Origin of the sequence: Mitsuokella jalaludinii (assembly GCF_928722185.1) — a bacterium.
Lineage (GTDB): Bacteria > Bacillota > Negativicutes > Selenomonadales > Selenomonadaceae > Mitsuokella > Mitsuokella jalaludinii.
This window is the reverse complement of sequence record NZ_CAKMXA010000001.1, coordinates 2,076,279-2,102,759: the sequence shown is the minus strand read 5'-3', so window position 1 is coordinate 2,102,759 and position 26,481 is coordinate 2,076,279. Positions and strand designations below refer to the sequence as shown.

Annotated in this window: 23 protein-coding genes; 1 reads left to right on the top strand and 22 read right to left on the bottom strand. The window is 58.2% G+C overall.

Annotation, left to right across the window (positions count from 1 at the left end; all coding sequences use genetic code 11):
• Nucleotides 1-4 precede the first annotated feature (4 nt).
• The 10 genes from murD to QDI87_RS09750 form a co-directional block, all read right to left on the bottom strand.
• The gene (murD, locus tag QDI87_RS09795; RefSeq protein WP_036378564.1) at nt 5-1,399 is read right to left on the bottom strand and encodes a UDP-N-acetylmuramoyl-L-alanine--D-glutamate ligase; all 1,395 of its coding nucleotides are present in this window, start codon (nt 1,397-1,399) and stop codon (nt 5-7) included.
• Between the two features lie 51 nt (nt 1,400-1,450).
• Nucleotides 1,451-2,404, bottom strand: a complete 954-nt coding sequence (gene mraY / locus QDI87_RS09790) for a phospho-N-acetylmuramoyl-pentapeptide-transferase (protein WP_036378556.1) — start codon at nt 2,402-2,404, stop codon at nt 1,451-1,453.
• Nucleotides 2,405-2,451: 47 nt separating this feature from the next.
• Nucleotides 2,452-3,825 (bottom strand): UDP-N-acetylmuramoyl-tripeptide--D-alanyl-D-alanine ligase, encoded by a 1,374-nt coding sequence (locus tag QDI87_RS09785; RefSeq protein WP_036378557.1) that lies wholly within the window; start codon nt 3,823-3,825, stop codon nt 2,452-2,454.
• Between the two features lie 41 nt (nt 3,826-3,866).
• Nucleotides 3,867-5,366, bottom strand: coding sequence for a UDP-N-acetylmuramoyl-L-alanyl-D-glutamate--2,6-diaminopimelate ligase (locus tag QDI87_RS09780; protein ID WP_036378558.1), 1,500 nt, complete (start codon nt 5,364-5,366; stop codon nt 3,867-3,869).
• Between the two features lie 127 nt (nt 5,367-5,493).
• Nucleotides 5,494-5,862, bottom strand: coding sequence for a cell division protein FtsL (locus QDI87_RS09775; RefSeq protein WP_036378559.1), 369 nt, complete (start codon nt 5,860-5,862; stop codon nt 5,494-5,496).
• A complete protein-coding gene (gene rsmH / locus QDI87_RS09770; RefSeq protein ID WP_036378565.1) occupies nt 5,862-6,839 on the bottom strand; it encodes a 16S rRNA (cytosine(1402)-N(4))-methyltransferase RsmH in 978 nt (325 codons plus the stop codon). Before rsmH ends, QDI87_RS09775 begins: the two co-directional genes overlap by 1 nt.
• Before the next feature lie 34 nt (nt 6,840-6,873).
• Nucleotides 6,874-7,311, bottom strand: a complete 438-nt coding sequence (mraZ, locus tag QDI87_RS09765; RefSeq protein WP_036378560.1) for a division/cell wall cluster transcriptional repressor MraZ — start codon at nt 7,309-7,311, stop codon at nt 6,874-6,876.
• A gap of 181 nt (nt 7,312-7,492) precedes the next feature.
• Entirely contained in the window at nt 7,493-13,888 is a 6,396-nt protein-coding gene (locus tag QDI87_RS09760; protein WP_148485503.1) for a beta strand repeat-containing protein, read from the bottom strand.
• Between the two features lie 68 nt (nt 13,889-13,956).
• The gene (locus QDI87_RS09755) at nt 13,957-14,628 is read right to left on the bottom strand and encodes a filamentous hemagglutinin N-terminal domain-containing protein (protein ID WP_081828497.1); all 672 of its coding nucleotides are present in this window, start codon (nt 14,626-14,628) and stop codon (nt 13,957-13,959) included.
• 193 nt (nt 14,629-14,821) lie between these two features.
• Nucleotides 14,822-15,682, bottom strand: a complete 861-nt coding sequence (locus QDI87_RS09750) for a polysaccharide deacetylase family protein (RefSeq protein ID WP_036378942.1) — start codon at nt 15,680-15,682, stop codon at nt 14,822-14,824.
• A 199-nt stretch (nt 15,683-15,881) separates the two neighbouring features.
• On the opposite strand from QDI87_RS09750, the gene QDI87_RS09745 reads away from it, so the two are divergent.
• Complete coding sequence (locus QDI87_RS09745) at nt 15,882-16,079, top strand: DUF1858 domain-containing protein (RefSeq protein WP_036378940.1); 198 nt, start codon at nt 15,882-15,884, stop codon at nt 16,077-16,079.
• Between the two features lie 117 nt (nt 16,080-16,196).
• Here QDI87_RS09745 and tnpA read toward each other — a convergent pair whose 3' ends face one another.
• The 12 genes from tnpA to tsf all read right to left on the bottom strand — a co-directional run bounded on the left by tnpA (nt 16,197) and on the right by tsf (nt 26,471).
• Nucleotides 16,197-16,661: an IS200/IS605 family transposase gene (gene tnpA / locus QDI87_RS09740; protein WP_055161056.1), complete on the bottom strand. Its 465-nt coding sequence runs from the start codon at nt 16,659-16,661 to the stop codon at nt 16,197-16,199.
• A 190-nt stretch (nt 16,662-16,851) separates the two neighbouring features.
• On the bottom strand, nt 16,852-18,567 hold the full coding sequence (locus QDI87_RS09735) for a proline--tRNA ligase (protein ID WP_036378254.1): 1,716 nt from the start codon (nt 18,565-18,567) through the stop codon (nt 16,852-16,854).
• Nucleotides 18,554-19,651, bottom strand: coding sequence for a flavodoxin-dependent (E)-4-hydroxy-3-methylbut-2-enyl-diphosphate synthase (ispG, locus tag QDI87_RS09730; protein ID WP_391510240.1), 1,098 nt, complete (start codon nt 19,649-19,651; stop codon nt 18,554-18,556). The genes QDI87_RS09735 and ispG overlap by 14 nt, the downstream gene beginning before the upstream one ends.
• Nucleotides 19,652-19,678: 27 nt before the next feature.
• On the bottom strand, nt 19,679-20,716 hold the full coding sequence (gene rseP / locus QDI87_RS09725) for an RIP metalloprotease RseP (protein WP_036378258.1): 1,038 nt from the start codon (nt 20,714-20,716) through the stop codon (nt 19,679-19,681).
• A 60-nt stretch (nt 20,717-20,776) separates the two neighbouring features.
• Nucleotides 20,777-21,925 carry a 1-deoxy-D-xylulose-5-phosphate reductoisomerase gene (locus QDI87_RS09720; protein WP_036378260.1) on the bottom strand — a complete coding sequence of 383 codons (1,149 nt, stop codon included), beginning with the start codon at nt 21,923-21,925 and terminating at the stop codon, nt 20,777-20,779.
• 10 nt (nt 21,926-21,935) lie between these two features.
• On the bottom strand, nt 21,936-22,766 hold the full coding sequence (locus QDI87_RS09715) for a phosphatidate cytidylyltransferase (RefSeq protein WP_036378262.1): 831 nt from the start codon (nt 22,764-22,766) through the stop codon (nt 21,936-21,938).
• Between the two features lie 16 nt (nt 22,767-22,782).
• Nucleotides 22,783-23,580 carry an isoprenyl transferase gene (locus QDI87_RS09710; RefSeq protein WP_036378265.1) on the bottom strand — a complete coding sequence of 266 codons (798 nt, stop codon included), beginning with the start codon at nt 23,578-23,580 and terminating at the stop codon, nt 22,783-22,785.
• Nucleotides 23,581-23,665: 85 nt separating this feature from the next.
• Nucleotides 23,666-23,836 (bottom strand): DUF362 domain-containing protein, encoded by a 171-nt coding sequence (locus QDI87_RS09705; protein ID WP_036378266.1) that lies wholly within the window; start codon nt 23,834-23,836, stop codon nt 23,666-23,668.
• Nucleotides 23,837-23,860: 24 nt separating this feature from the next.
• Nucleotides 23,861-24,079 (bottom strand): RNA-3-phosphate cyclase, encoded by a 219-nt coding sequence (locus QDI87_RS09700; RefSeq protein WP_244881914.1) that lies wholly within the window; start codon nt 24,077-24,079, stop codon nt 23,861-23,863.
• A gap of 1 nt (nt 24,080) precedes the next feature.
• Nucleotides 24,081-24,638: a ribosome recycling factor gene (gene frr / locus QDI87_RS09695; protein ID WP_036378267.1), complete on the bottom strand. Its 558-nt coding sequence runs from the start codon at nt 24,636-24,638 to the stop codon at nt 24,081-24,083.
• A complete protein-coding gene (pyrH, locus tag QDI87_RS09690) occupies nt 24,638-25,378 on the bottom strand; it encodes a UMP kinase (RefSeq protein WP_036378268.1) in 741 nt (246 codons plus the stop codon). Before pyrH ends, frr begins: the two co-directional genes overlap by 1 nt.
• A 223-nt stretch (nt 25,379-25,601) precedes the next feature.
• Nucleotides 25,602-26,471 (bottom strand): translation elongation factor Ts, encoded by an 870-nt coding sequence (gene tsf, locus QDI87_RS09685; RefSeq protein ID WP_036378269.1) that lies wholly within the window; start codon nt 26,469-26,471, stop codon nt 25,602-25,604.
• Nucleotides 26,472-26,481 lie beyond the last annotated feature (10 nt).

The window sequence follows — 26,481 nt, the reverse complement described above, 5'->3', positions numbered from 1 at the left end:
CGAGTCACTTCTGCTGTTCTAATTCATGGACGAGATGCTTGAAGTCGCGGCCGCGCTCCGCCATGTTGTGGTACATGTCGAAGCTCGCACAGGCCGGCGAGAGCAGCACAACGCCCGGCTCCTTGGCCAGCGCATGCGCGATTTTCACGGCCTTGCGCATCGAGTAGCCGGCCGCATAGATCCGCTCCTCAGGGAAGCCATTCTCGACAGCGGCCCCGTAGAAGCGCGCGGCCGCGCGGCCGATGAGGACCAGTGCGTCAACGCGCTCGCAGACGAGCTTCATGAAATCCGTGAGGTCCGTCATCTTGTCGTCGCCGCCCGCCAGCAGGACGATGTGGCCGTCGAACGTCTCGAGCGCCTTGATGGCCGAGTCCGTATTCGTCGCCTTCGAGTCGTTGTAATACGGCACGCCGTCAATCGTCGTCACGTACTCGATGCGGTGCTCAACACCGCGGAACGACTTGAGCACGGGGACCATCAGCGCGGGCTCGCAGCCGGCGAAGAAGGCCACGGCGATAGCCGCGAGGGCATTCTCGACATTGTGCGGTCCCTTGATGCCGAGCTCATCCGTGCGGCAGAGCGCATGCTCCTCACCCTGCCAGCGGATGACGAGGAGGCCGTCGCGCACGCTGCCGCGCACAAAGACGCCCTCCTCAAGTTCTTCCCGGCGGCTGAAGTAGCAGACCTGCGCCTGCGTGCGCGCCTTCATGCCGCGCGTCTTCTCGTCGTCGTAGTTGAGGACGACGTAGTCATCCGGCGTCTCCTCGCGGAAGATGCGCTCCTTCATGGCCTGGTAGACCTCCATCGAGCCGTGACGCACGATGTGGTCCGGCGTCACATTGAGCAACGACGAGATGTGCGGGTGGAAGTGCTCCGTCGCCTCCATCTGGTAGCTCGAGATCTCCGCCGCGATGCAGCCGCCCTTGCCGATGCGCAGGGCCTCCTCCGACAGCGGCACACCGATGTTGCCGCCGACGCCGACCTTGTCGTAATGCGTCTCGAGCAAGAGTCCGAGCAGCGTCGTCGTCGTCGTCTTGCCGTTCGTGCCCGTCACCGCACAGATCGGCGACTCCGCGATGTCATAGGCGAGCTCCACCTCGCTCATGACGCGGATGCCCTTCTCGTAGGCCGCCTGGATGAGCGGGATGCGCACCGGCACGGCCGGCGAGACGATGACCGTATCCACGCTCTCGAGCAGGCTCTCCTGCTGCGGGCCGAAGGCGAGCGCGACGCCGAGCTCGCGCAGCTTCGAGAAGTCATCGCCGAGCTTCTCGAGCTCATCTTCCGTCTTTGCGTCGCTCAGCGTGACCGCCGCGCCGAAGCGGCGGGCGAGCTTCGCCGCGGCAAAGCCGCTGACGCCCGCGCCAATGACCAGTACGTTCTTCTGCTTCCAATCCAACTCCATGACAAGTCCCCCCGACTATACAAGAAAATCCGACGTTACCTCCCGTTACGGCATCATCAGCAGTCCGACGACGCTCGCGACAAGTCCGACCATCCAGAAGACAAAGACGACCTTCGTCTCCTTCCAGCCGCCGAGCTCGAAGTGATGGTGTATAGGACTCATGCGGAAGACGCGCTTGCCCGTCGTCTTGAACGAGATGACCTGGATGATGACCGAAAGCGCCTCACAGACGAAGACGAAGCCGATGATGGCCAGCAGGATCTCCGTATGCGTCAGGATGCCGACAGCAGCAATCGCGCCGCCGAGTGCCAGCGAGCCCGTATCGCCCATGAAGACCTTGGCCGGGTGGGCGTTGAAGCGCAGGAAGGCCACGCAGGCCATCATCATGGCCACGCAGAAGAGCGCGAGGTCAAAGTGGCCCGTCATATAGCAGACGAGCGCATAAGCGCCCGAGGCGATGGCCACCGTGCCCGAAGCCAGGCCGTCGAGGCCGTCCGTCAGATTGACGGCATTGCTCGTGCCGACGAGCACGAAGAGCACGAGGAAGTAGTAGCCGATGCCGATGTCGAGATTGATGTCGGCAATCGGGATCCAGATCGTCGTGTCGATGCCGAGCACGCGCGTGCCGACGATCATCGTCACAATGGCGATGAGGATCTGGCCGAGCATCTTCTGCTTCGCCTTGAGGCCGAGGTTGCGCTTCTTGACGACCTTGATGTAGTCGTCGAGAAAACCCAGCACGAAATGGCCGAGCGTGATGAAGAGGGCCAGCAGGACAGCCGGCGTCAGCGGCGCCGCCGCCACCGTCGCGATCACGATGGCCAGGATGATCATGATGCCGCCCATCGTCGGCGTGCCACTCTTGGCCTGATGGCTCTTCGGCCCTTCTTCACGGATGCTCTGTCCGAACTTGAGCTTGTGCAGCTCCGGAATCAGTAACGGCCCTGTGCAGAGCACGAGGCCGGCGGCAAAGATGGCCGCAAGAAGTATCTTATCCAAGTTCTAACGTCTCCACTCTCTTTATGATTTCCCACTCGAGCCAGTGCTCAGAGCAGGTCGATGATCTTTTCCATCTGCATGCCGCGCGAGCCCTTGAAGAGGATCGTATCGCCCGGCTCGAGGATCTTGTGCAGGTAGTCGGCTGCCGCCTCGTGCGAATCTGCGCGGAACACCTGCGGCACGCCGCCCGCCTCCGCGCCGTCCGCGATGAAGGCGCCCATCTGGCCGCGCGTGACGACGGCAGCAAAGCCGTGCACCGCGAGCTCACGGCCGACCTCGCGGTGCGCCTCCTCCGAGACGCTGCCGAGCTCGAGCATGTCGCCCATGACGGCGATCTTGCGTCCCTTCGTCAGCTCCGAGAGCGTCTCGATGGCCGCCTTCATCGACATCGGGCTTGCGTTGTAGGCATCGTTGACGACATGGTACATCTTGACATCCTGCACCTCGAAGCGCATCTTCGTCGCCTTGAGGTTGCGCAGGCCGGCGGCCGCCTCCGCAGGCGTCAGGCCGAGCGCGAAGCCGGCCGCGATAGCTGCGAGCGCGTTGTAGACATTGTGGCGGCCGACCATCGCAAACACAAACGTCTGCTCACGTCCCTTCCAGTCGAGCGTGAAGCGCGTCTCATGGCCGCCGACCGTCTCGATATCCCTGGCGCGCACATCGGCCTCGTTCTCGATGCCGAACGTCAGGACACGCACGCCCTCCTTCGCCTTCGAGCGCATCGCCGCGACGTACGGATTGTCCGCATTGAGGACGACCGCGCCGCCCGCGGGAATGGCCTCGACCATCTCCGACTTCGCCTTCGCGATGTTCTCGATGGAACCGAGGAGCTCCATGTGCGTCTCGCCGACATTCGTCACGATGCCGACAGACGGCGCCGCGATCGGCGACATGGCCTCAATCTGGTGCAGGCCGCGCATGCCGATCTCGACGACAGCAGCCGTGTGCTCCTTGCGCAGGCCCAGGAGCGTCAGCGGCAGGCCGATCTCATTGTTGTAGTTGGCCTGCGTCTTGAGGACAGGGCCGCGCGCCGAGAGCACCGCAGCCGTGAGATCCTTCGTCGTCGTCTTGCCGTTCGAGCCCGTGATGGCGACGACCGGTAGAGAGAAGCGCATGCGCCAGGCGTGCGCGAGCTGCTGATAGGCCGCGAGCGTGTCCGGCGCAATGAGCACCGTCGTCTTGAGGCCGGCCAGCTGCTCCTTCGGACAGCCCGTGCTGACCATGACGCCGCTCGCACCCTTCTCGACCGCATCGCGCACGAAATCCTCGCCGTTGAAGCGCTCGCCCTTGAAGGCGAGGAACAGGACTCCCGGCGTGATCTTGCGCGTATCCGTCACGATATCCGTGAACTCTTCATGCTCCATCTTGTAGAGCTGTGCCCCCGTCGCTTCGCGGACCTCATCAAGCGTAAATGCTGGCATCGGAAAACTCCCTCCTGCAACTCTGCAACTCTGTAATCTCGTCATTTCTTCTCGGCCAGCTTGGCAGCGACAGCTGCGCGGGCCTCTTCCTTATCGTCGAAGTGGATTGTCTTGTCCTTGAGGATCTGGTAGTTCTCGTGACCCTTGCCGAGGATGACGACGATATCGTCCTTCTCCGCCATCTCGACGGCGCGGTAGATGGCCTGGCGGCGGTCCACGATGAGCTCATGGTGCTTCGTGCCGATGGCCTCCTCGACCCCCTCCTCGACCTGCGAGAGGATGAACGCTGGGTCCTCCGTGCGCGGATTGTCCGACGTCGCGATGACGACATCGGCGAGCTCCGCCGCAAGGCGTCCCATGATTGGGCGCTTCGTGCGGTCGCGGTCACCGCCGCAGCCGAAGACAGCGATGATGCGCCGCTTCGCGATCTTGCGCGCCGTCTTGAGGACATTCTCGACGCCGTCCGGCGTGTGCGCGTAGTCGACGATGATGGAGAAGTCCTGGCCAGCCTTGACGAGCTCGAAGCGGCCCGGCACTGCCGTGAAGGCCTCGAGCGCCTCCTTGATGACGGATGCGTCGATGTGCTCAGAAAGAGCCGCGCCGACGGCGCTCATGACATTGTAGACATTGAAGATGCCCGTGATGTGGAGCGAGAGTTTCATCTCGCCGAAGCTCTCGTGATGGAGCACGAACTCCGCGCCGTTCGCATGGACGAGGATGTCCATCGCGCGAAGGTCGGCTTCCTTCTCGATGGCGTACGTCAGATGCTGGCATTCTGCATGTGCGAGCATCGTCGCACCGGCCGCATCGTCGATGTTGACGACAGCCGTCTTGCCCTGCTTGCAGCCCTTCTCCGACACATGGTCGAAGAGCTTCGCCTTCGCGAGCATGTAGTTCTCGAGCGTCTTGTGGTAGTCGAGGTGATCCTGCGTGAGATTCGTGAAGACAGCCGTGTCGAACTCGATGCCCGCTACGCGGTTCTGGTCGAGCGCGTGCGACGAGACTTCCATGACGACGTAGTCCATGCCCTTGTCGCGCATCATCGCCAGCGTGTGCTGCAGCTCGACGACATCCGGCGTCGTATTGTGGATTGGCAGCACCTCATCCTCGATCATGATCTGGATCGTGCCAATGAGGCCGACCTTATAGCCTGCCTTGCGCAGGATGGCGCGCGTGATGTAGCTCGTCGTCGTCTTGCCGTTCGTGCCCGTGATGCCCACGACGCGCATCTTGCGCGCCGGGTAGTCGTGGAAGTACGGCACGATCGTGTCGAGCGCCGGCTGCAGCTCCTTGACGCGCAGCACCGCGATGCCCTGCGGCACCTCGACATCCTCGCGCGTCGTCACGATGGCGCTTGCGCCCGCTGCGACAGCCTGCGGGATGAACTTGTGGCCGTCAACGTGGACGCCCGGGATGCAGACGAAGAGCGTGCCCTGCTGCACCTTGCGCGAATCGTGCTCGATGCCCGTGATGACCGTATCGCGATTTCCGATGATGACAGCATCCTCCAAGAGATCTGCCAGCTGACCGATAGTTTTCATTGTATTTCCTCCCCAAGGCTCCGCCTGCGGTCATGCCGCCGCGGGCCGTTACCTATTATAAACCGTATCCATGCGTCCTGCAAACACAAAAGAAGCTGCTCGTTCGATTTGCAGCCTCTTTTCCATCTTATTTACTTTCATGCGAAAAATACGTCTTCTTCGGGACCTGCATGCCAAGCTGGCTCTCCGCGATTGCCTTGATGCGCTCCGGGTTCTTGAGCTTCGCGATCTCCACATTGAGCCGTTCATTCTCCTGCTCGATGCGAGTGGCCTCGCTCTGCGTCTCGACGAGCGTGTAGCCGCGGCTCGCACTGATGCCGCTGCCGATCGTCACGAGCATCGCGAGCAGTGCCGTGACGATGAAGAGCACCTGGAAATGAGAGCGCAGCGACGTGTTGAGGACGCGGTGCACGAACATCTCCTGACGCTCCGGCTTGTGCTCCTCCGCCTGATGCACGGGGACCTCCTGATACGATTCGTCCTGTCTTTCCAGCATCAGCGCGCCTCCTTTCTCATCTCTTCCTGATCATCCGCTGTGTCCAGTTTCTCCGCGATGCGCAATTTGGCGCTCTTCGAGCGCGAGTTGTGCGCGAGCTCATCGGCCGTCGCCTGCTTCGGCTTGCCGAGCAAGCGGATCTCCGGCCTATGGTGGCAGACGCAGACCGGCAGCTCCGGCGGGCAGATGCAGCCGCGCGCCATCTCCTTGAGCGTCTGCTTCGCGATGCGGTCCTCCAGCGAGTGGAAGGTGATGATCGCGATGCGCCCGCCCGGCTTCAGGTGATGCACCGCCGTGCGGAACGCCTTCTCAAGGATGCCGAGCTCGTCGTTGACCTCGATGCGGATAGCCTGGAAGATGCGCTTCGCCGGATGGCCGCTGGCCGCCTGGCGCACCGCCTTCGGCACCGCCTTGCAGATGATGTCGACGAGCTCGCCCGTCCGCTCGATGGGCTTTATGGCGCGCTCTTTGACGATGAATTGCGCGATGCGGCGCCCCCAGCGCTCCTCGCCGTAATCGTGGAAGATGCGGTCGAGCTCCTTCTCGCTGTACGTGTTGACGACATCGTACGCCGAGAACTTTGCCTCCGGATCCATGCGCATGTCGAGCGGCGCATCGTGCATGTACGAGAAACCGCGCTCCGCCGTGTCGATCTGGTGCGACGAGACACCGAGGTCAAAGACGACGCCGTCGACGAGCGGCGCCCCCTGCGCCTCGAGAATCTCCTCGAGATGCGAGAAATTGCTGTGCACGATGTCGACGTGGCACTTGACGTCCTTGAGGCGCTCCTTCGCCGCCGCGATGGCCTCCTCATCCTGATCGATACCGATGATGCGGCCCTCAGGCGAGAGCAGTTCCGCGATGCGATGGGAATGGCCAGCGCCTCCCAGAGTACAGTCGACATAGATCCCTTCTTTATTTGTCACGAGACCCTTGACCGTCTCCTCCAGCATGACGCTGATATGATGAAACTCCACGTTTCCTTCCCCCATCTATCTATCGCTTCCTATTTTATATGCCGAGCTCCGCCAGCGACGCCGCGATGGCCGTCACATCCGGCTCGACTTCCTCGTTGTAGCGGCTCCACTGTTCCTTGCTCCAGACCTCGATGCGGTTGTCCGCCCCGGCCAGCACGACAGGCTGGCGCAGCGTGATGTCCGCATAGGCGCGCAGATTTGCCGGCACGAGGAAGCGCCCCTGCTTATCGCATTCGAGCGTGCGCGCCCCCGAGAAGAAGAACCGCACGATGGCGCGCGCCTCCGGCTTCGCGAGCGGCAAGGCCCGCAATTTTGCCGCGAGCTCCTCCCAAGCCTGCTGGCCGTAGAGGAAAAGGCACTTGTCGAGCCCCTTCGTGATGACAAAGGAAACACCGAGTTCCTGACGGAAATCAGCCGGAAGGATGACGCGTCCCTTCGCATCAATCGTATGGGCATACTCACCCATGAACATCCCGCTGCACCGCCTTTCCACACATCTGGCACTTTTCCCCACAATTCGCCACTTTATCTATTCTTTTTTATAGCAGATAAATCCTGCTTTTGCAAGTGGAAATTCATTTTTTACAGAAAAAGAAAAGCCCTCCCTATCCCCAAGGAGATGGAAAAGGCTTTCCCGAGCATCCAGAAGATGCTTATTCTTTGCCGAAATGGATGTAGACACCGTCGAGGTCAGCCACCTCGAGGCCCATCTTCGTGAAGGCCACATGGAGTGCCTTCTCGAAGAGATCGCGGTTCTTCGTCTCGTCGCCGACGACGATGAGCTGCGCTGCAGCATCATCGTCCGGCAGGATCGTGAAGCGCGAGCCATTGTACTTGAGCGTGAATTCGCCCGTGCCCTTGTCCGTCGTCAGCTCCGTGTCAAGCTCGCGATACTGCGTCGCAGGCTGGTTCGGTTCCGGCAGGACCTGAGCCGACGGCGCGATCTTGACTTCCGTCGTGCGCTTGGCGACATCATAGGTGCCGTAGCGGTGCGTCGTCTTGTCCTCCAGTACCTTGAAGAACGGCAGCGTCACCACGCGCTTGTCCTCCGGACGGTCGCCGCCGCGGTCGCGGTCACCGTCCCAGACCGTCTTGTCGCCCGTCGTCTCCGTCGTGTTCTCCGGCGTGTTCGGCGTGTTCTCCGGCATCTCCGGCAGCGGCGTCACCGTGCCCGTGCCCGGCGTCACCGGCGGATTGACCGGCGGCACGATATCCGGCTTGCTCGGCAGATTGACTGTGATATCACCGTCATAGTGATAGCGGTAATTGCCGTAGACCTTGCCGCTATCAATCGGACCATAGTCCGGCAGCGACGTGCTGACACCGTAGTGACCATTCGGCAGTCGGCCGTCCGGCGTGTACGACGGCGTCACCGTCTCGCCATAGACGAGCTGCCCATTGATCGGATCCGGGCTCGACGGATTGTTCGGATCCGTCACCGTGTAGACCACATCCCCAAGCGTATTGCCGTTGCCATCGACATGGAAGTGAACATCCTTCGGGTTGATGGTCAGCGTAGCATCGCCGCCCGAAATCGTGTAGTTCTTGAGGAAATCCTCCGACTTGTTGCTGACAGTCGTCTTAAAATCATAGTCGCCGACATGGTTCGTCTTCGTGTTATTCTCGATATAACCGCCGCCGTAATTGCCGTAGTCATAGGAAAGATCCGACGCCTTTTCCGCGTCGCCATTCGTCAGGCCATCAACCAACGAGACCGTCTTGCCGACCGTCGTACCGTAGTCGGTGCCGTAGTCGACGCGGACATCCTTCGTCGTGATCTCCAGCGGCGCCTTGTTGACGATGATGTCGCCCTCAATCGTAACGCTGTAGTTCTTGCGGGCATCACTGCCATCTTCGTGGACAATGCCGCCGCCATCCGATTCCAGGTCATTCTTGTACGTCCCAGCATCCGCCGTAGTCCGTCCATCCCGGTTCGTCTCATAAGCGCCGCCGGCCTTCGGCGTCATGCTCAGGCCAACCGTCGAGATGGCATCGCCATTGACGAGTGTCGGCGTCGTGACCTCCTTGAAGGTCTTGTCCGACGAGCCATACGTCTGGACCATCTCGTTGGTGATGGTGATGGGCACTGGCTTCAGCGTGACTGTCCCCGTCCGGTCCACGACCACATCGTAATTATCCAGCGATGTGTTGGCCACTGCAGTGCCGATCGTGTAACGGTCAAGGCTTCCATCGGCCTTGTATTTCACATCATTTGTGCGGTCGCTGCTCAGAAGAGCGTCCGTCGTATTCGTGATGCCCAGCTGGGAAACCAGCGCCTCCAGATCGTCGCCATTCGCATTGCCGGTCACAGCCGTGGCCGTATCGAGGTCCGACTGTACCGCTGCGGCATCACCATAGGCTTCCGTGTAGTCACCCGTGGTGAGATGCAGGGCAGCCTTGTTGATGGTGGCATTGCCCTTCTCGATCTCGATGTTGTAGTTCTTGAGCGTCTTGTCCGTGGATCCTTCCAGGTAGTACGGCCCGCCGTTCACCGTCTTGGTCACCTTGCCGGCTTGTTTTTCCTCTGCCGAGGCATCGCCCGTATTGATATAGGTGATATCGCCCTTGCCGTACGTCCCATCGAGAGCGCTCGTCACGACGTCTGAGCCATCGCCGTTCGTCAGGCCTTCGATCGTATCGGCATCATATCCATAAGCGCCGGTATCAAAAGCCGTGCCGTAAGTAGTGGAAACGTCGTTAAGCTTCACCTTGACGGTTGCTTTATCAACTGTGGCCTTGCCTGGTGTATTGGTTTCGATTTCGTAGTTCTTAGCGGTCTGTCCGGTCAGGGTAAAATCTCCCAACAGCTGATACTTCCCGTCAGCATCTTTGATGTAAATCTTCTTTTCATTGCTGGCAGCATCAGTGACAGCCCCGGTATTGGTGTATATTGCCGTAATCCCGTTTTCCTTTACAGAATCCACTGTATCCCCGTTGGCATTGCCGATTAGTGTGTAAGTGTAGGGCCTCCAGGCATCAGATCCGTAGGTGGTGCTGGTATCTCCCACCGTCAAGGCCAGTTTGGCCTTGTTCACCGTGGCCGTGCCGCTCGTGATATGGACATTGTAATCAGCAAGGGTGCTGTTCGCCGTTCCCTGGAGTGCATATGTCCCGGCGTTCTGCGTCACAGCGCCTTTGGCAATCTTATCCGGATCTGTGGCGTTGCCGGCATTGGTATAGCTGAGGAAATCATCTCCCAGTACAGCATCCTGGGTATCCCCGTTCACCAGCCCGCCTTTGGTGCTATCTACCGTATAGCCATACTTGGTATCATCAAAGGCCGTGCCATAGGTGGTGGACACATCCCCCACCGTCAGGTAAAGGTCTGCTGGATTCACGGTGATGGTGCCGCTACCGGTGACCTTATAGTTGGCGGAAGCATCGCTGCCATCGCTAGCCTTTACCTCTGCACTGGAAGTCAGATATTGGTCTTCATATTTGCCTACATGGGCCGTATCGTTGCTACCCTTGCTGTCAGCATAAGTACCATCAGTAGAAATGGTATACTTGATATCGCTATCAGTCAGAGTATCTCCGTTCACCAGCTGGGTTTTGTCGTAAGAAGGCGTCCCGCTCTTCACCCTGGAGTTGCCATAAGTCTGGGTACCATCGGTGTTGATGATCAGTGTCTTCCGAGTGATTTCCACTTCCCCATCATTGGCCGCCTTGTCATACCCGTTCATGGTCTTGACCCCATCCTGATAGGCCACATCCATCACGTAGAAGGCTTTGTTCCCATCGCTGGCCGTCTTATACGTTTTATTGCCATCTGCATCTGTCACCATTTCATTTCCGCTGGTCCGGGTGGCTGTTGGCACAGCACCGTCACTGGATGCGCTAACCGTAGCCAGGCCCGTCTTCGTTCCGTCCGAACTGGTCACATAAGTCAGATAACTGGATTCATCGAAGTTTTTGAAGCTGGTGACATCAATGTCATTCCCGCTGGAATCCTTATAAGTCGCTTTGGAAGTCAGTGTGTCCGTCATCATTTCTTCAGACAGGGTATCTCCATAGGTCTTGGAAGCATAGCCGCCGGAAATGGTAATCACCGGGGTTACCTGGAAGATGAACTTGTTGCTGCTCGTATCGGTATAGTCGGTCAGTGCATTGCCGGCACCATTGGCCGTGACCACACTGTTGGCACCGGATTTCGCCGTCCACTGGGCATTGGTACCGCTATTCAGATTGCTGCCCAGGCTGGTGTCATGGTCGCTGGGCGAATTGACATAGACCTGCCAGGTGCCCTTTTCGCCGGTGGTAATGGCATTTGTACCGGTGGTTTTGTTTACCAGAGCGCCATTGCTGCCCTGGGCATCAATGATGACAGCGCCATTATCCGAGCTGCCAGATGCTATCGTTCCAGCAGTAGCATTGCCATCATAATCGACACCAGCCCCCAACGTAATCTTGCCGGAATCTCCAGTGGAAGTCAGACTGATTTTACCACCATTAGCAGTCGTTGCCCCGCGTGCGGTATAAGGATTAGCGGTAATGCCATGAACTTCAATATTGCCAGAAGAAAGAATGGTCACGTTATCCTTGTATTTATCTTCCAGCGTAGTAAAAGTATCCGTTTCTTCGCTTTCGCCGGAATGGATTTCTCCGCCTACTTTGACACCATTTCCAGAGATATACAGTCCATGGTCGACATAGATAGTACCATGATAGTAATCAGTAACATTATTATTATCGGTTCCTACTGTCACTGCATTGTTACTTTCGATGCTTACCGTGTCCAGAGCCTTGGATTTACCAATATCTCCCTGCAGTTTGACTTCGCCAGTGCCGGAATTGATTTTCAGGCTGGAATTGGCAAGATTCTTTTCCTGAACAAATCCTTTAGCCCAGGCACTCTGATCGCCACCATAACCGCCAGCCATAGCAATATCATCCCACTGGTTTTGGGTGCCATAACCAACGGTCAGGAAGGGACCACTATTATCCGGCTGTGTTCTGGTAACTCCACTTACAGGCCAAGTCTGCCAGTTGACAAATCCATATATATTACTTCCACTGTTATAAGTCTTTTGGGCGGTTACAGTGCTCCAGTCAGATCCTACATTACTATAGAACTGTGTACCCTTACCATTATTCTCTAAGCCTTCTGGGCCAGTTACCCAGTACATACCATTCGAATAAAGCAGATCATCTGGCAAGCCATAGTAGGAATACGGCAAATGCTTCTCTCTATCTAGATTACCCCCAGTCTTATGGAGGACACCTGAACCTCTAGCACCAACAAAGAGAGCGGTTGCAGAATTTGGAGCCGTCAAAGAATTCTCCAAGACAGTTGTGAGGGTAGCTAAATAAGTATCACCGACAGCAGAGCCATTACCATTCTCCCCCTTCGCCAAGTTCTTAGCAACAAACCAGTTAACTGAAAGCAAGTCATTGATATCCGCCTTCAAGTTTTCATACATGGTCTTACCATTTCCCATAGTTGTCTTATCGTTCTTTAAAGCAGTTACTAGAGAGGTATTATCCGTGTAACTACTGGGATCAAATGAACCATACTTACTTGTATAGTTAGCGGAAGCAGCTGTCTTGTAATATACAAGGAATTCTTTGACAGTCATGCTATCCGCGACACTTGTTTCAGTGACTTTCACAGCTGTCCAGCCGTCACCCTTAGTAGTCGAATAACCTATACCTTTCCCTGTCCAACGGGGGTCTTCTGTATTGGCCTCAGCATAGGTGTAATGAGGACCATCAATCGTTTGTGAATCCGTGGTTGTTTCATAGTTTCCATTTTCATCAACCTTATAACTTCCATCAGGATTCTTTACATAATTAACAGACTTATAATGATAGGACGGAACAGTACCTGCTTCCAAATATTTATCTACAAGGCCAGAATTATTAATTAAATTTTCCCACTCATCTGTCCCGTAAATATACGTAGCATAGCTATTACCAGAATTAATGATTCCGGTCACCTTAACGGCACCATTCGTATCTTTCCCACTAGAATCCACAGTCAGTGTACCACCGTTAAGGCCGATAGCCACTTCACCATTTAAGGTAATATCTCCACCTTTCGTTTTAATATAACGATCAGCCTTGGAACCATCTGCGACAAAATTAACATTGACATTACCAAAATAGGTACCTACAGTAGAGCCATCTGACTTCGGCCCAGTTCCAGTTTTAATAGAACCTTTGTCATATCCCTTTGTTGTTTCGTTCTCTTTATTAGGAGAATAGACAAGATTTCCGCCACTAGAAGAAATAAAGTTACCGCCATTTGTATCAATATCAGCATTGATAATAACAGCACCAATCTTGTTGCCATCGGTATCTGAATTCAACAATACGTTCAGCTTTCCACTAGTCGAGGTAATGGCTTTATTGATAGTGATATTGCGCATAGCATCCAGCGTAAAGGTCGCATCTGTTCCTGCTTCCTTTTTAATGGGAGAATTGACCGTGATATTGGCCACACCATTAGTCGCTATAGCCTGGATGGTAACATCCGTTCCTTTGTTCAGTAAGTCTGTAATGGTTTTTGTCTTAATCCAAGTAATTGCCGAACTTACAGCAGATGCATCGGCCGTTTCCTTACTAGTGGGATCGTGATAGTTAATAGAAGTATTGCTAGACAGACTGTTATCCGACTCATATTTTTTTATATCAATCTTTGCTGCATCATACGCTGTAGTCGGGTCATTGTCCGCAATGTACACGTTAAGCGGGTCGAGCAGCCACTCGCCTGCCTTGCCGCGTTCGCCCTTGGCATCGATATTGAGATTGTTGCCGAGGTTCAGCACATCGCCGGAGGTTTCGATCTTGCCGCCGTCGATGGCGCCGCGGGCCAAGAGATTGGTTCCATCATTGACGACAGTTTTCTGGCCGATGACTTTGATGCTGCCTGCGCTCTGGCCTGCTTCTTTGCCGGAGGCGTCGAGGGTGCCGCTGACTTCGACCTGGCCGCTTTCGCCGCCGTCGAGCAGGATCTCGCCCTTGTCGTTCGCGTGCAGGGTCTTGGCCTCGATGACGCCCGTGTTGTTGACGACAGTGCTCATGAGGTCGCCGGCGCTCTTGGCCGTCATGACGAGGTAGCCGCCGTCATTCTGGAGCGTGCCGCTGTTGAGGGCCTTGGCGTTCGCGAGGCTGCCGTTTACCGTGAAGTTGAGCTTGCCCGCCGTGTCGGCTGCGAGGCTGAGGTTCTTTGCTGCGGCGAGGACAGTCTGGCCGCCCTCATTCGCGATGACCCCGTGTTCTCGACATTTGTCGCGTGCAGGGCGACAAGGCCGCCCTCGGCTTTGATGGTGCCGGCGTTGATCACGCTGGCCTCCCTGCCAGCTGCAATCTGCAGGCCGAGGTCGCCCTTGCCCTGCGCGAAGTTACGCATGTCGTCATCGGTCACGTTGGCCGTCGAGGCGACGAGGCCGCCGACGTCGACGCTGCTGTTCTTGCCGAAGAGCACGCCGTTCGGGTTGATGACGAAGACATGACCTTTAGCCGAGAGCGAGCCGTCGATGATGGACCGGCCGTCTCCTACGACGCGGTTGAGGGCGATAGCGCTCTTGCTGTTCTGGTCGAAGTGGACCTTTTCGTCCTTGGCGATGTTGAATTTCTGCCAGTCGAGAGCGAGGCGGTCTGTCTTCTGGTTGATGACCATCGTCTTTTCATCAGGACGTGCAATCTCACCCTGCCCGGCGACGACCTTGCCCTGCTCCGGCATGGCCTGCACGCTGCTGTGCAGCGACATGGCCATGATAGCGATGGCAATGGCGGCAGATTTCGACTGCCAGGTCATTGTTTTTCTGTGTTTATGTGTGTTCTTCATGATTCCTTTCCCCTTTATTCGTTACGCCAGAGGCATGACGTCTTGCTCAGTGATTTACCTCACATTCTATTGTATAAAAAACAGGATGCTTTTCTTTAGCATCGGGTTAAATTTACCGATTTATAAAAGAAAAACATCCTGTTTCTGGAAAACATTTCTTATTTATGTACTTTTTGTGCAAACACCTGTGTGCTCAGTGCTTCGTCCAGCCGAAACTCTCGAACTGCGGAGTGTAATGGATACGCTCGATGAAGTCGCGGTTCGTCTTCTCTGTGTGGAAGATAGGCACGCGCTCGAGGGCGTAGATGTTGCTCTTGCGGCTGACGCCGCCGTACTTGATGGTAAAGGCGGCCTTGTAGCCGGCCTCGCGCACGAGCTGGGCGATGTGGAGGTTGTAGGCACCCGTCGGGTAGGCCATGTACTTGACCTCATGGCCGAGCTCGGCTTCGGCCTTCTTCTTCGACTCGACGAGTTCGGCGCGCAGCTGGTCGTTCGTCAGGTCGGTCATCGACTTGTGGTCGACGGTGTGCGAAGCGACGGTCATGCCGTTCTTCTCCATCTCGCGGCACTCGTCCCAGGTCAGGTAGCCTTTGCGCGTGCCGAGGAAGCTCGTGACGACAAAGACCGTGCCCTTGAGGCCGTACTTCCTGAGGATCGGGTAGGCGTTGTCGTAGTTGTCCTGGTAGCCGTCGTCGAAGGTGATCAGGACGGGATTGTCGGGCAGCTGGCCCGTGCCCTCGAGCGCGTCGTAGAGCTCGTCGGGCGTGATCGCGTGATAGCCGTGCTCCTTGAGGTAGCGCATCTGCCAGTCGAAGTCGGCCGGTGCGACGGCAAGCGACAGGAATTCATCGCTGACCTTGTGGTAGTTGAGCACGAGGATCTGCGGGCCATCCTCGCCCGTGTCCGTCTCCTGTGCCGTGCTCGTCGCCTGCGTGTCATCTATGCTCCCTGCCATCTCAGCCTCGTGGCCGACCGTCGGCCGCAAGAGAACCACCGCCGCGAGGCAGACGACTGCCACCAACACCAGTCCCAGCAAACGCCATGAACGCTTCATCAAATCTTCCTCCTGCTTCTGTCCGTGTTACTCGCATCTATCATACCACAGATTCTGGAAAAAAGTGGAAAAGTTTTTGGCTATCTAGTGCATTTCTCGAAAATGTGGTATAATCCTCTTGGCGGTAATATACCCCATCCACGTATATGTGACGTAAATCACAGCGATTTTATATTGTTCCACAGGAGGAATTTTCATTATGGCAATCACGAAAGACATGAGCATCCTTGAAGTCGTCCAGAAGTACCCGGACACGGTTGACGTATTCGTCAACGCTGGCATGGGCTGCCTTGGCTGCGCTGCTGCACACTTTGAGAACATCGAGCAGGGCGCGATGGCACACGGCATCGATGTCGACCAGCTCGTCAAGGACCTCAACACGGTCGTCGGCGCATAAGACAGGCCTATAAAATAAATATCCCCCGGCATAGCCGGGGGTTTTATATTTACGGCCTTATAAGGCCTCTGCTTACCAGCTGCGCTTAAAAGCGCTTGTCGGTCCGTCATACGCTTACTATTTCCGGCTACCCGTAAACGGGTCTGTCATATCCAGTACCAACTGTTCCGACATGTAATCTTCCTTCAGCTGGTTCTGAATGTATTCCGTTATTTTCTTTTCGTTCTTGCCTACCGTACTTACATAGTACCCTCGACACCAAAAGCTTCGATTTCTATATTTGTACTTCATATTCCCCCATTTCTCGTAAATCATCAAACTGCTCTTCCCCTTCAAAAAGCCCATAAAATTAGACACGCTAATCTTTGGCGGTACCTCAACTAAAATATGGATGTGGTCAGGACAGGCCTCGGCTTCTAACAAGTTCACCTGTTTCCACCGACACAGTTCCCTTAAGATTTGACCAATCTCGTACCGCTTCTGACCATAAAAGACCTTTCTTCTGTATTTAGGGGCAAATACAATATGATATTTACACTCCCATTTTGTATGTGATAAACTATGTACATCGTGATCTTTCATTACGATATACCTCCTTTGTCGTATTGGTTGCAGTTGACGGACCGCAACTTCATACTTCAAGGGAGGTTTATTAAATCCTTTAAAGACTCATCGCTAAAGCTTTATCGAGCCCCTGGTCTAACCAGGGGTTTTCTATATACAAAAAGAGCTGCACCAGATGGTGCAGCTTTTTTGATTGCCGTTTTGGATCTCAAAGGTCCTTGAGCAGCGCCTGGACTTTCTCGAGGTAGTCGGCGCGGGTGAAGTTGTAGACTTCGCCGGTCTTGCGGACTTTGACTTCGATGACGTCTTCCTCGACAGCCTTCGGGCCGATGGTCACGCGGACCGGATAGCCGATGAGATCGCAGTCTTTGAACTTGACGCCGGCGCGCTCCTTGCGGTCGTCGAGCAGGACGTCGAGGCCGGCCTTGCGGCACTCTTCGTAGATGCCCTCGGCGTACGTCAGCTGCTCTTCCTTCTTGGCGTTGACGGCGACGACGACGACTTCGAACGGCGCGATGGCGCGCGGCCAGACGATGCCCTGGTCGTCGTTGTTCTGCTCGATGGCGGCGGCCATCGAGCGGCCGACGCCGATGCCGTAGCAGCCCATGACGAGCGGCTGCTCTTTGCCGTTCTCGTCGAGGAAGGTCGCGCCCATCGCCTGGCTGTACTTCGTGCCGAGCGTGAAGACCTGGCCGGCCTCGATGCCGCGCGTCATCTTGAGTGGTGCGCCGCAGTGCGGGCACGGGTCGCCCTCTTTGACCATGCGCAGGTCGGTGACGATGATGGCGTCCTTATCGAAGTCGCGCTGCGGGTTGACGTTCTTATAATGGACGTCTGTCTCGTTGGCACCCGTGACGGCGTTGTGCATGTTCATGACGGTCGCGTCGACGAGCACGTGCGTGCCCTTCTTGATGCCGATGGGGCCCATGAAGCCGGGGCAGCCGCCGGCAGCGCGGATGGCCTCTTCGTCGGCCATGCGCAAGTCGAGTGCGCCCTCGATCTGGTTGATGACCTTGATTTCGTTGACATCGTGGTCGCCGCGGATGAAGGCGAGCACGAGCTCATCCTTGTCGGTCTGGTAAGCGACGGCCTTAATCGTCTTGTCGGCCGGCACATGGAGGAAGTCGCAGAGGGCCTCGATGGTGTTCGTGCCCGGCGTGCTGACTTTCTCGAGCGGCAGTTCGTCCTCAAAGGGGATCTCTACCGGCTTGAGCTCGGCCTTCTCGTCGCTCGCTGCGTAGTCGCACTTCGTGCAGACGGCGATGTTCGACTCGCCGGCGTCGGCGAGGACAGTGAACTCGTGGGAGTGGCCGCCGCCGATGGCGCCGTTGTCGGCCTCGACCGGGCGGAACTCAAGGCCCATGCGGGTGAAGATGTTCGTGTAGGCGTCGTACATCTTCTTGTACGACTCGTTCATTCCCTCGACGTCCTTGTCGAAGGAGTAGAGGTCCTTCATGATGAACTCGCGGCTGCGCATGAGGCCGAAGCGCGGGCGGCGCTCATCGCGGAACTTGTCCTGGATCTGGTAGAGCATCAGCGGCAGCTGCTTGTAGGAGCGGACTTCGTCGCGCACGAGCGCCGTGATCATCTCTTCATGCGTCGGTCCGAGGCAGAAGTCGCGGCCATGGCGGTCCTTGATGCGCATCATCTCATCGCCGTAGACGCCCCAGCGGCCGCTCTCCTGCCAGTACTCTGCCGGCTGCAGGATCGGCATCATGATTTCCTGGCCGCCTGCTGCGTCCATCTCCTCGCGGATGATCTGCTCGATCTTGCGGATCGTGCGCCATGCGAGCGGCAGGAAGGTGTACATGCCGCCGGCCGTCTTACGGATCATGCCGGCGCGGTACATGAGCTGATGGCTGGCAATCTCGGCCTCAGCTGGCGTGTTTCTAAGTGTTGGTGCGTAAAGGTTACTTGCTCGCATGTTTGCGTTCCTCCAATATCTGGTCAATTTCCTGGAATAATTCGTTCACGAGGTCGGCTTCGGGCACTTTGCGGACGATCTCGCCCTTGCGGAAAATGAGGCCCTCGCCGTTGCCGCCGGCAATGCCGACGTCGGCGCCGCGCGCCTCGCCCGGGCCGTTGACGACGCAGCCCATGACGGCCACCTCGATGGGCTCTTCGATGTCCCTGAGCTTCTCCTCGACCTGGGCGGCGATGGCCGGCAGGTCGATGCTCGTGCGGCCGCAGGTCGGGCAGGCGACGAGCGTCGGACCGTACTCCTTGAGGCCGAGTGACTTCAAGATCTCATTGGCGACGCGGACCTCGACGACGGGGTCGCCCGTCAGCGAGATGCGGAAGGTGTCGCCAATGCCCTCGGCGAGCAACGCGCCGATGCCGACGGCCGACTTGATGATGCCCGTGTTGACCGTGCCAGCCTCGGTGATGCCGAGGTGCAGCGGGTAGTCGACCGTCTGGCTCATGAGGCGATAGGCCGCAATCGTCAGCGGCACGTCGTGCGCCTTGAGGGAGATCTTCATGTCGTGGAAGTCGAGTGCCTCTAGGATGCGCACGTGCTCCATCGCCGACTCGACGAGCGCCTCCGGCGTGACGCCGCCGTACTTCTTGAGGATCTTCTTGTCGAGGGAACCGGCGTTGACGCCGATGCGGATCGGGATGCCGGCCTCTTTGGCGGCCTCGACGACGGCCTTGACCTTCTCCTCGCCGCCGATGTTGCCCGGGTTGAGGCGCAGGGCGTGGATGCCCTGGTGGATGGCCTCGAGCGCGAGCTTGTAGTCAAAGTGGATGTCGGCAACGAGCGGCACGGTGACCTGGCGCAGGATATTGCCGAGGTTCCTGGCGGCCTCCATGTCGGGCACGGCGAGCCGCACGATATCGCAGCCTGCGGCCTGCAGGGCGCGGATCTGGGCGACAGTCGCCTCGGTGTCCGTCGTCTTCGTATTCGTCATCGACTGCACGGAGATCGGCGCACCGCCGCCAATCGCGACCTTGCCGATGTGGATCTGGCGCGTCGGACGGCGCTTCTGTAAATCGTACAAATCGTACACTTCCTTTCGAATTAGTCGGTGTCAGCCTCAGCCGCCGAAGATCACGCGGACGATGTCGTTCTTCGTCGCGAGCAGCATCAAGAGGAGCAGCAGGACGATGCCGACGTTCTGCGTGTAGCGCAGGGCAGTCGGACTCAGCGGCTTGCCGCGCACGGCCTCGACGCAGAGCGTCAGGAAGTGGCCGCCGTCGAGTGCCGGTATCGGGAAGAGGTTGACGATGCCGAGGTTGAGGCTCAGGAAGGCCGCGAAGTTGAGGAGCGGCACGAAGCCCATCTGGGCGACCTCACCCGCCATCTGCGCGACACCGATTGGGCCGGCGAGCTCCGCGCCCGACAGCTCGAGGACGATCTTGTAGAGGGCGTCGACCATCATGTAGAGGATGGCCCCCGTCTTCTGCACGGCGAGCTTGGCCGACTCGACAAAGCCCGGGTAGTGCGTGTCGACGGAGCCCATGACGCCGACCATCGCGCGCTGCGAGCTCGAGTCGTAGGCCGGCGTGACCGTCGTATCAAACGACTCCCCGCCGCGCTCGACGGTCAGGTTGACAGGCTTTCCCGCGCTGTCCTTGACGCCGGCGACGAAGTCGGACCACGTCGCGATTGGCGTTCCGTCAATGGCGAGCACGCGGTCGCCGTCCCTGAGGCCAGCTTCGGCCGCCGGCTTGCCCGCGAGCACCGTGCCGAAGACCGGCTCTGTGCTCGGCGTGCTGACGCCGGCGAAGAAGAAGATGCCGAAGAACAGGAAGAGCGGCAGTATGAAATTCATGATGGAGCCCGCGAGGATCACAATCATGCGCGAGCTCACAGGTTTCTCGCAGTAACCGCGGCTGCCTGCATCGTTCTGCTCGGGGTCCATGCCGGCGATGTCGTTGAAACCGCCGAGCGGGATCGCGCGGATGGAGTACACCGTCTCACCGCGCTGGAAGCTCACGAGCTTCGGCCCAAAGCCGATGGCAAACTCGTCGACGCGCATGCCCGTCATCTTCGCCGTGACGAAGTGGCCGAGCTCATGCACGAGGACGAGCAGGCCGAAGACAAAGACAGCTGCTGCTATTGTCAATACCATTGCTTCACCATCCTTTTATCGTGTCATAGTGAATCTTGCAGTGAATCAAATGAGGACGCATCACTTCGCGAGCAGCGAGGCAGCGTATGCGCGCGCCCACTTGTCTTCCTCGAAGAGCTCCTCGAGTGTCGGCTCGACGATGCATTCGCGCTTCATCATCGTCTCTTCGATGATGTCGTAGATGTCGAGGAAGTGGATGGCATCCTTGAGGAAGGCGCCGACGGCGACTTCGTTGGCCGCATTGAAGACGCACGGCATCGAGCCGCCCATCTTGCCGGCCTCGTAGGCAAAGCGCAGACCCTTGAAGGTATCGGTGTCCGGCTTCTCGAAAGTCAGGTCCTTGAGCTTCCAGAAGTCGAGTCGCTCAAAAGTCGAACTCTGGCGCGTCGGGTACGTCAGGGCGTACTGGATCGGCAGCTTCATGTCGGGGCAGCCGAGCTGCGCGATGACGGAGCCGTCGCAGAACTGGACCATCGAGTGGATGATGCTCTGCGGGTGGACGACGACCTGGATCTTGTCGTAGTCGACGCCGTAGAGCCACTTCGCCTCGATGACCTCAAGGCCCTTATTGACGAGCGAAGCTGAGTCGACCGTGATCTTCTGGCCCATGTTCCAGGTCGGATGCGCGAGGACCTGCGCCTTCGTCGCGCCGATGAGCGCTTCGCGCTTCTTGCCGCGGAACGGGCCGCCGGAGCAGGTCAAGAGGAGCTTCTCGATCGTCTCGCGCTTCTCGCCCTGCAAGCACTGGAAGAACGCACAGTGCTCGCTGTCGACAGGCAGGATGGAGACGCCCTGCTCCTTCGCGCGGCGCATGACGATTTCGCCGGCGACGACGAGCGTCTCCTTGTTGGCGAGCGCGATGTTCTTCTTGGCGTCGAGCGCCTTCATCGTCGGCTCGAGGCCGGCAAAGCCCATCATCGAGGTCACGACGGTGTCGACGTCCGGGTAGGCCGCCGCGTCGATGAAGGCCTGGCGGCCACCGGCGAGCTTCGTCTTGCCCGTGTAGCGCGACTTGAGGCGCGCGTAGGCGGCCTCGTCGGAGAGCACGGCGAGCTCCGGCTCGAACTCGCGGATCTGCTTTTCGAGCAGTTCGTCGCTCGCATTGGCCGCGAGCACGGAGATGTGGAAGAGCTCGCGATGGCCGCGCACGACGTCGAGCGTCTGCGTGCCGATGGAGCCCGTAGAGCCTAATACAGCAATATTCTTCATAGCATTTCCCTCACTTCAGGCCAAGGCCCGCGATCAGCACAAAGTAGTAGACGAGCGGTGCCGTGAAGAGCACGCTGTCAAAGCGGTCCCAGACGCCGCCGTGCCCCGGGATGATATTGCCCGAGTCCTTGATGCCCGTGTAGCGCTTCGCCACCGACTCGACGAGGTCGCCGAGCGTCGCCAGGAGCGAGATGCAGAAGCCGAGCACGGCCATCTCGACAATCGGCAGCGAGAAGAACGCGCCGAGGCCGGCGACGGCTGCCGTCGTGCCGATGACAGAGCCGAGGAAGCCCTCGACCGTCTTGTTGGGGCTGATCGTCGGGCAGAGCTTGTGGCGGCCGATGGCCGAGCCCGTGAAGTAGGCAAACGTGTCGCTGGCCCAGGTGCCGATGAACATGACCCAGATCATCGCGCAGCCGAACTCAAAGGAGCCCAGCGAGGTCATGAGGTGCTGCTCTGGATAGAGGTAGCGCAGCATGACCATGTGCGCAAACGGCAGGCCGAGGTAGAGGATGCCGGCGACCGACGTGCAGGCGTCGACGAAGGAGACGCGGCCGTGCAGCAGGACGCTCTCCAAGAGCACGATGAGCACGATGCCCGTCGTGACGGCCATCGACTCCTCGGCGTTGCCGAGCCACGCGCAGCCCCAGAGCAGGATGAGCCCGAGAATGCCCGTCAGGAACGTCAGATTGTTGCCCTTCCGGTGGAAGGCGCGCGCGTATTCAAACCAGGCCAACACGGAGAGCACGAGAGCAAAGCCAGCGAACAGGGCTCCGCCCGTCTGGATGACGAAAGCAGCCAGCGCGATGCCGACCACGCCTGTGATGATTCTTGTAAACAACGAAACCGCTCCTATCTTATTTATTGGTCAGGCCGCCAAAGCGGCGGTCGCGCCCGGCAAAGTCGACGAGCGCGTCGACGAAGCAGGCGGGCGTGAAGTCCGGCCAGTTGACATCGGTGAAGTAGAACTCCGCATAGGCCGACTGCCAGAGCAGGAAGTTCGAGAGGCGCTGGTCGCCGCTCGTGCGGATGACGAGGTCGACGGGCGGGTCGCCAGCCGTGTCGAGCTGCTGATCGATGGCCTCGGCGTCGATGTCCTCTGGGGCAATCTCCCCTGCCGCTGCCTTGCGCGCGAGCGACTGCGCCGCGCGGATGAGCTCATCCTGGCCGCCGTAATTGGCCGCGACGTTGAAGCGGATGCCCGTGTTGTCCTTCATGAGCGCCTCCGCCTCGCGCATCTGGCGCTGCAGGCCCTCGGGCATGCCCTCCATGCGGCCGATGAAGCGGATGCGCACATTGTAGTCGTTCATCTCCTCGAGCTCCTTGATGAGGTACTCCGAGAAGAGCTTCATGAGAAATTCGACCTCAGGGCGCGGGCGCTTCCAGTTCTCCGTCGAGAAGGCGTAGACCGTCAGGGCCTCGATGCGCAGATCGATGGCCGCCTTGAGGATGTTCTTGAGCGTCTTGACACCGGCCTTGTGGCCCGCCGTGCGGATGAGGCCCTTGCCCTGTGCCCAGCGGCCGTTGCCGTCCATGATGATGGCGACATGGCGCGGCAAGCGCTGCCAGTTGATTCTATCGTAGAGCGGGTTCTGATTGGCGGGCGCTTTTTCCTCGCGCGCCGTTTTTCCACCGCCAAATATCTTTTTCCACATACTATATCTCCATCCTGAGAGACTATTCCGTGTAGAATAACGAAAAGCCCCTCTCGCATAAAAAAGAGGGGCCGCTCGTCATCCATCAGGGAGCTTCGATTGCGGATACCGGGCAGCCGGCAGCGCAAGCACCGCACTCAACGCACTTGTCTGCGTCGATCTCGTAGTGCTCTGCACCCTCGCTGATTGCCTCAACCGGGCACGTAGCAGCGCAGGAACCGCAGGAAATGCAGTCATCAGTGATCTTGTAAGCCATTCATCTCGCCTCCTTCTCTAGTTTTTAGTGGTCCAGCTTCCTCTGCTTTGCCGCAAGAGTCAGCAGGATCGTGCCATCCGCCTGCTCTCGCACGCGGACGACGTAAAGACAGGTTGAATCTGTCTTGAAAAAATCACGCGTTGGGCGTGTTATTTCCGTTTGCCAGGGGCGGCCGGCCTCGCGAAGCATCGCTTCGGCCTCGGCGAGCGGCCGCGCCAGGATGTCAGGCGTCATCTGAGTCATATCAGACTTCCATGACCTCTTTCTCCTTGACGTCCTTCGCCGCATCGGCGAGCTTGACGTACTTGTCAACGAGTTTCTGCATGGACTCCTGACCGCGCTTCGAATCGTCCTCAGTGATCTCCTTGGACTTCTCGAGCTTCTTGATGGCCTCATTGCCGTCGCGGCGGATGTTGCGCAGGGCGACCTTGGCCTCCTCCGTCTTCTTGTTGACCGTCTTGACGAGCTCCTGGCGACGCTCCTGCGTCAGAGCCGGGATGGAGAGGCGGATGGCCGTGCCATCGGAGTTCGGGCTCAGGCCGAGATCCGACTTCATGATCGCGACTTCGATGTCGTGCAGGATGGATTTCTCCCACGGCTGGATCATGATCATGCGCGGCTCCGGCACGGAAACCTTCGCGATCTGGTTGACCGGCGTCGGGGCGCCGTAGTAGTTGACCATGACCTTGTCGAGCAGGGACGGCGTAGCGCGGCCTGCACGCAGCGAGGCGAACTCGTGCTTGAGGGCCTCGATGCTCTTCTTCATGCGTTCCTCATGGGACGCGAGAATGTCTTTTACCATTACTCATTTCCTCCTACCGTCGTGCCGATCTCCTCGCCGAGTGCTGCGCGGACGATGTTCTCGTGGTCATCGATGTTGAAGACGAGAAGCGGGATCTTGTTGTCCATGCAGAGGCTCGTGGCCGTCGTGTCCATGACCTGCAGGCCCTTGTTGAGGATCTCGATGTACGTCAGCGAATCAAATTTCTTCGCGTTGGCATTCTTGTTCGGATCGGAATCATAGATGCCATCCGTGCCCTTCTTGGCCATGAGGATGACATCGGCTTCGATCTCTGCAGCACGCAGAGCGGCCGTCGTATCCGTCGAGAAGTACGGATTGCCCGTGCCGGCGCCAAAGATGACGACGCGGCCCTTCTCCATGTGACGGATGGCCTTGCGGCGGATGTACGGCTCTGCGACCTGGCGCATCTCGATGGCGGTCTGTACGCGCGTGTCCACATCGAGCTTCTCGAGTGCATCCTGCAGGGCGAGTGCGTTCATGACCGTGGCCATCATGCCCATGTAGTCGGCCGTCGCGCGGTCCATGCCCTTGGCCGAGCCGGCGAGCCCGCGCCAGATGTTGCCGCCGCCGACGACGATGGCGACGTCGACGCCGCGCTCACGGATTTTCTTGATCTGCTTCGCGATATCCTCGACAACAGCCGGGTTGATGCCGAAGCCCTGATCGCCGGCAAGCGATTCACCACTGAGTTTCAGGACAATGCGTTTATATTTTGCTGGTTCCAAAATATTACCCTCCATCTAAATGTCACTGCATCTTTCTCTATTATAAGGCCATTGTTCCAGATTTTCCATAGGAAAATCCACCTTGCAGCCTTTCAACGAGGCGGGAGATAGGCTCACCGCCTATTTCTAGATGTTTCCCCCATTTACGGAGATTTTCTGCCTCGTTATAACCTCTAAAAAAAGAGAACACAATCCATTATGTGTTCTCTTTCTTTCCGGTCTGGCTTTTTCCGGTTGATTATTTCATCTGAGCAGCGACTTCAGCAGCGAAGTTCTCCTGCTTCTTCTCGATGCCTTCGCCGAGCTGGTAGCGCGTGAATGCCGTTACCTTGACGTCGCCGAGGATGTCCTTGACCGTCTTGTCGGAATCCTTGACGAAGATCTGCTCGTTGAGGCAGACTTCCTTGTAGTACTTGTTGATGCGGCCTTCGACCATGCGCTCAACGATCTTCTCCGGCTTGCCCTCTTCGAGAGCCTGCTTGCGGAGGACTTCCTTCTCGTGCTCGAGAGCTGCTGCATCGACACCGCTGCGGTCGATGGCTGCCGGAGCTGCTGCAGCGATCTGCATAGCAACGTCCTTGCCGAGCTCTTCATCGCCGCCCGTCATGTCGACGAGGACGCCGATCTTGCCGCCCATGTGAATGTAGCTGGCAACGCGGCCTTCCGACTCATAGCGGACAAAACGGCGCAGGGAGATCTTCTCGCCGATCGTAGCCGTAGCTTCCGTCACGAGAGCAGCGACCGTCTTGCCGTCAATCTCGCTTGCATTGAGGGCATCGAGGTCAGCCGGGTTCGTTGCAGCGATGTGCTTCGCGATCTTCTCTTCGAGAGCGCGGAACTGCTCGTTGCCAGCAGCGAAGTCCGTCTCGCAGTTGACTTCGACGAGAACGCCGACTTTTGCATCGTCGCTGATGTAAGCGGCGACAGCACCCTCTGCAGCGATGCGGCCAGCCTTCTTCTCAGCCTTCGAGATGCCCTTCTCACGGAGCCAGTCGATTGCCTTTTCCTTGTCGCCGTCCGTAGCCGTCAGGGCCTTCTTGCAGTCCATCATGCCTGCGCCCGTCGTCTCGCGCAGCTCTTTTACCATTGCAGCCGTAATCTTTGCCATTGGTTCTTTT

What these genes read in the sequence shown, in the direction of transcription:
- QDI87_RS09720 (WP_036378260.1), bottom strand. Translation starts at nt 21,925, where the DNA reads ATGAAGAATATTGCTGTATTAGGCTCTACGGGCTCCATCGGCACGCAG.
- QDI87_RS09705 (WP_036378266.1), bottom strand. Translation starts at nt 23,836, where the DNA reads ATGGCTTACAAGATCACTGATGACTGCATTTCCTGCGGTTCCTGCGCT.
- QDI87_RS09700 (WP_244881914.1), bottom strand. Translation starts at nt 24,079, where the DNA reads ATGACTCAGATGACGCCTGACATCCTGGCGCGGCCGCTCGCCGAGGCC.
- frr (WP_036378267.1), bottom strand. Translation starts at nt 24,638, where the DNA reads ATGGTAAAAGACATTCTCGCGTCCCATGAGGAACGCATGAAGAAGAGC.
- QDI87_RS09710 (WP_036378265.1), bottom strand. Translation starts at nt 23,580, where the DNA reads ATGTGGAAAAAGATATTTGGCGGTGGAAAAACGGCGCGCGAGGAAAAA.
- QDI87_RS09755 (WP_081828497.1), bottom strand. Translation starts at nt 14,628, where the DNA reads ATGAAGAACACACATAAACACAGAAAAACAATGACCTGGCAGTCGAAA.
- QDI87_RS09775 (WP_036378559.1), bottom strand. Translation starts at nt 5,862, where the DNA reads ATGCTGGAAAGACAGGACGAATCGTATCAGGAGGTCCCCGTGCATCAG.
- QDI87_RS09785 (WP_036378557.1), bottom strand. Translation starts at nt 3,825, where the DNA reads ATGCCAGCATTTACGCTTGATGAGGTCCGCGAAGCGACGGGGGCACAG.
- tnpA (WP_055161056.1), bottom strand. Translation starts at nt 16,661, where the DNA reads ATGAAAGATCACGATGTACATAGTTTATCACATACAAAATGGGAGTGT.
- pyrH (WP_036378268.1), bottom strand. Translation starts at nt 25,378, where the DNA reads ATGGAGGGTAATATTTTGGAACCAGCAAAATATAAACGCATTGTCCTG.
- QDI87_RS09760 (WP_148485503.1), bottom strand. Translation starts at nt 13,888, where the DNA reads ATGACGGCCAAGAGCGCCGGCGACCTCATGAGCACTGTCGTCAACAAC.
- QDI87_RS09745 (WP_036378940.1), top strand. Translation starts at nt 15,882, where the DNA reads ATGGCAATCACGAAAGACATGAGCATCCTTGAAGTCGTCCAGAAGTAC.
- QDI87_RS09750 (WP_036378942.1), bottom strand. Translation starts at nt 15,682, where the DNA reads ATGAAGCGTTCATGGCGTTTGCTGGGACTGGTGTTGGTGGCAGTCGTC.
- QDI87_RS09780 (WP_036378558.1), bottom strand. Translation starts at nt 5,366, where the DNA reads ATGAAAACTATCGGTCAGCTGGCAGATCTCTTGGAGGATGCTGTCATC.
- QDI87_RS09735 (WP_036378254.1), bottom strand. Translation starts at nt 18,567, where the DNA reads ATGCGAGCAAGTAACCTTTACGCACCAACACTTAGAAACACGCCAGCT.
- rseP (WP_036378258.1), bottom strand. Translation starts at nt 20,716, where the DNA reads ATGGTATTGACAATAGCAGCAGCTGTCTTTGTCTTCGGCCTGCTCGTC.
- tsf (WP_036378269.1), bottom strand. Translation starts at nt 26,471, where the DNA reads ATGGCAAAGATTACGGCTGCAATGGTAAAAGAGCTGCGCGAGACGACG.
- mraZ (WP_036378560.1), bottom strand. Translation starts at nt 7,311, where the DNA reads ATGTTCATGGGTGAGTATGCCCATACGATTGATGCGAAGGGACGCGTC.